The organism is Flavobacterium sp., assembly GCF_003525665.1.
Lineage (GTDB): Bacteria > Bacteroidota > Bacteroidia > Flavobacteriales > Flavobacteriaceae > Flavobacterium.
Genome location: NZ_DQDX01000044.1, coordinates 848 through 4,826 on the forward strand (window position 1 = coordinate 848; position 3,979 = coordinate 4,826).

The following is a 3,979-nucleotide window of genomic DNA, read 5'->3' on the forward strand; positions in this document are numbered from 1 at the left end:
ATGAAAAAATTTTTTTTATTTACCGTTTTAGGTATTATGTTTTTTATCTCATCTTGCACTAAATCAGACACTGATGATTCTGATCAAGTACGTTCTCAAGCACTTCAAAAAATTTTGGAAGAAACCAAATCTTCATCAGAAGCTCCAGCCGTAATGTTGTCTATTGCACGACCTTCTAAAAACTGGAAATGGTCAGGCGCCATTGGTAAAGCTAATATTGGCTCAAATGAAATAGCGAGTACTGATCATAGATGGAGAGTGGCTAGCGTCACCAAAATGTTTACAGCAGCGGCAGTTATGATGTTGGTTGAGGAAAATAAAATCAACCTCGATGGTAGTATCAGTTTATATTTAAGTCCTAGTATGATGGCTAATATAAGTAGCCGTATTACTAATGCAAACAGTATCAAGGTTAGAAATTTACTAAATCACACCTCATCTCTGGGCGAATATACTGGCACAAATGAATTTTCAAGTTTATTTCCTAATTCTAATTCAGCACCCACCCGAGAACAAGCTATTGATATCGGATTACAATACTCGCCAGCTGGTAATATGGGTACTTGGAAATACAGCAATACAGGTTATAATTTGTTAAGTCTAATAATAGAAAATGCATCTGGTAAACCATATAGAACCTTTGTAAAAGAACGCATTTTGGATCCGCTAAAAATGTATAATTCTTATTTTTCTAATGATGAGTTTATGATACAACCTTTTATAACTCCTTACTTTACACTAACTCCTCCAGTTACAGAACAAAACAACTTTGCACTTTTTAACTGTAATTGGGGTATTGGCACAGGCGATTTAATAAGTTCACAAGAGGATTTACAAACTTTCTTACAGGCATTAATGCGAGGCAAAATTGTTTCCAATCAAAGTCTTCAACTTATGAAAAGTAATGGAGTTCCATCAGCTTACTTAGGTTTGCCAAGTGAAACATATGGTTTAGGCTTAATGATGGCCGAAGATCCAGATTTTATAGGACATGCAGGAGATTTATTTGGCATACATACCAAAGCATTTTACCTTAAATCTATTGATACTTATATTATCACTACAGTAAATCAAAATGATCAGGATATTCAGGTATTTGAAATGATAGGTAAGGTGAAAAATTGGATAGAAAATAATGATAATTAATTAGTAAGTTATATGTATCAACAAAAAGGTCGGTGGTTACATTTACTTTTTTGTTGTAAAAGTCAAAAATATAAACAAGCATAAAACACAAAGAGCAGATGAAGATAATTATGATTTTATGCTTTGTTTTGAGTACACAATTCCTTTTGGGACAAAATGAAAGTATGTTTAATAAAGGACAGTTTCAAATCATGGTAGCATTTAGTTTGATGCCTGTAAAAAAAATCAACTCCCAAATTGATTTCAAATATGTTGATGGAAACCAGGATGCCACTTATTTAGTGGATACCGTTTCAGCAAAATATAGATTAGATAAAAGTAATTTTGGAAGTGCAATAAACATTGGAATTGGTTACTTTTTTACGGATAAATTTAGAACTTCAATCAATGTGAAACCATACTTAAACTCATTTTTATCAAATAGTGCAAAAAATGGTAAAGTTTATGGTGTGCAATTTGATTTAGGCTTAGATTATTTTCATAATATTTCAAAAGATTTGAATATTTCTTTTGGAACGACAGCATCGAGAATTATTGGTGGATTTGGCATTACTTCAGGAGGAGCAAAAAAGAAAGAATATTTAGTTGTTAATGGAAACGAGCTTTATGACAATGATATTGGATTTCATATAATAGACAATAGCTGGGCATTTAGCCCAAAAATAGGTTTGCATTACAAAATAGCTAATAACATTATTTTTTATGCAAATAGTGGATTTCAAATGACTTTTGGACGTGAAAGCAGAATGAATTTTGCAGGTTTACAGAAAGACGGAACAGTAAAATGGAATAGCAAAGAATACAATGACTCTGATGTTAGTTTGACTATTAACAACACAAAAATAAATAATGAGAACATTTACAATTTACCATATAAATTTTCGGGAGTTCTTCTTGAGTTGGGAACACTAATAAACTTGAATAAATGAAGAGAGATTGTTTAGATAAGACGATTTTTTTTGCATTATCACCCTAAATTGCAAAAAAGATAAACTACAAAGAATGACTGACAATTTACTAAATTACTGTTCAAAATTTATTCAACTTACAGAGTTGGACAAAGAAGCTATTGAGCTAAATTTTAAACCAATAAAACTCAAACGAAAGGACTTTTTGCTCAAAGAAGGTATGGTTTGTGATTTTGTTGGATTTTTAAATTCGGGAGTTATTAGACATTATCATATAAAAGATGGCAATGAAATAACGTGTGATATTACTTTGCATAACAATTTTATAACCGACTTCAAAAGCCTTACTCAAAACATATCTACAAATTATTACTTTCAAATTCTCAAAGACGCTGAATTATTTGTGATTAAAAAAAGTGACTTGTTTAGGCTCTATGCAGAAAATAGAAATATTGAATCTTTAGGGAGAATAATGGCAGAGCAAGTAGCTCAACGGACAATAGACATAGCCATGTCATTATCCTCAGAAAAGCCCGAAGAAAGGGTTGAAAAATTGATTAAGCAAAGACCTGACTTATTTCAAGAAGTGCCACAAAGATTTTTGGCTAATCTTTTAGGTATAAGTCCTGAAAGTTTGAGCCGAATCAGAGCCAGACGAAAATCTTAACAAAAGTCAACAAAAAATAGACGCTCCTCGACTGAAATTTGTGCCATATATAATTTAAAAAATTAGCCCAATGAAAAAGTCCATTTTAATTTTAGCAGTTGTTTCTATAACAACAAGTCTTTTTGCGCAAGACAAAACAAGTTTCTTTCAAAGCCAAATTTTAGGCAAGGGCAAAGTCACAGCTCCTTTGCAGTTAAGCGTTGACGCTTATCCATTTTTGTTCCTTTCAAGCGGTGGTGGTGGAAGCCTTGGGCTTGAATTTGGTAATTGGCAAGTTGGAGCAATTGGTTTTAGTGTAGTTCCGCCAGACTATGTTAAAAACACATTCTTTGAGAATGCCGATAATCTCAAAGTGAGACGAAATAATGCTGTTGAATTTTTTGCAAACTACTATTTACGCAAAGACAGAAAAGGCATTTATGCTGGCGTTTTAGGTGGCCCAGAGTGGTTTATGTTGGAGGATGAAATAAGTGGTGCGAAAGAAACCATTGTAAAAAAATACGTTGTACCGAAATTGGGATTGAGAGTTTTTCCATTCAAAAAGATTTTTTATGTTGACGCTAGTTTTGGCTGGAGTTTTAATTTAAGTGGCACCGAAACTAAATCATTAGGACAAACTAGTTACAATGCTTCTGCAGGTGGATTTATTTATTTTCTTCAAGTAGGATCACGTTTTAATTTAACCAAATAAAGAACATGAAAAACATTATTTTATCAATCATACTAGTTACAAGTATTAATTTTAACTCAAAAGCACAATTAAAAAATATGACACATAAAGAAGCCCAGCAAAAGCTAGAAGACGTTATGGAAATTATCGATACAACCTTCCTTAAATCACATTTAATTGAAGTAGAAAAAGCATACAAGCTGGATAACAGCACCATTAATCAAATACGCCTAGGCATTATCTATCATGAAGTTGCTTTGAGCTTCGGATTTTTCAATAAAGTTTATAAAGGTTATCCACAAAAATCTTTAGATATGTTAAATGGTGTGATACCAAAATTGAATGATGACTTAGCTATTTTTAAACCATTTGTTTTGTCATACAAGGCTTCGTCACTTTCATTATTAGCTGGTGAAACAAGGAAACTAAGTTATTTAAGGGAGGCATTTAAACTTTTTGACGAAGCGGTTACAAACTATGCTTCTGAATCGTATGCTCCAGAATTTATGAGGGGAAGTGTTTCTGAAAACCTACCTTGGTTTATGTTTAAAAAAAGAAGTTATGCTAAAATAGATTTTGATAATATCA

General features: G+C 32.2%; 5 protein-coding genes. All 5 read left to right on the top strand.

Going from position 1 to position 3,979, the window contains the following annotated elements:
- Positions 1-1,146, top strand: coding sequence for a serine hydrolase (locus tag DIU01_RS03145; protein WP_290831801.1), 1,146 nt, complete (start codon positions 1-3; stop codon positions 1,144-1,146).
- Between the two features lie 164 nt (positions 1,147-1,310).
- A complete protein-coding gene (locus DIU01_RS03150; RefSeq protein ID WP_290831802.1) occupies positions 1,311-2,075 on the top strand; it encodes a hypothetical protein in 765 nt (254 codons plus the stop codon).
- Between the two features lie 73 nt (positions 2,076-2,148).
- On the top strand, positions 2,149-2,721 hold the full coding sequence (locus DIU01_RS03155) for a Crp/Fnr family transcriptional regulator (protein WP_290831803.1): 573 nt from the start codon (positions 2,149-2,151) through the stop codon (positions 2,719-2,721).
- A 70-nt stretch (positions 2,722-2,791) separates the two neighbouring features.
- Positions 2,792-3,412, top strand: coding sequence for a hypothetical protein (locus tag DIU01_RS03160; RefSeq protein ID WP_290831804.1), 621 nt, complete (start codon positions 2,792-2,794; stop codon positions 3,410-3,412).
- Between the two features lie 5 nt (positions 3,413-3,417).
- On the top strand, positions 3,418-3,979 hold a 562-nt coding region (locus tag DIU01_RS03165), incomplete at its 3' end, for a hypothetical protein (protein ID WP_290831805.1).

Bases quoted from the DNA above. Each gene is read 5' to 3' on its own strand.
- DIU01_RS03160 (WP_290831804.1), top strand. From the start codon at position 2,792: ATGAAAAAGTCCATTTTAATTTTAGCAGTTGTTTCTATAACAACAAGT.
- DIU01_RS03145 (WP_290831801.1), top strand. From the start codon at position 1: ATGAAAAAATTTTTTTTATTTACCGTTTTAGGTATTATGTTTTTTATC.
- DIU01_RS03150 (WP_290831802.1), top strand. From the start codon at position 1,311: ATGTTTAATAAAGGACAGTTTCAAATCATGGTAGCATTTAGTTTGATG.
- DIU01_RS03155 (WP_290831803.1), top strand. From the start codon at position 2,149: ATGACTGACAATTTACTAAATTACTGTTCAAAATTTATTCAACTTACA.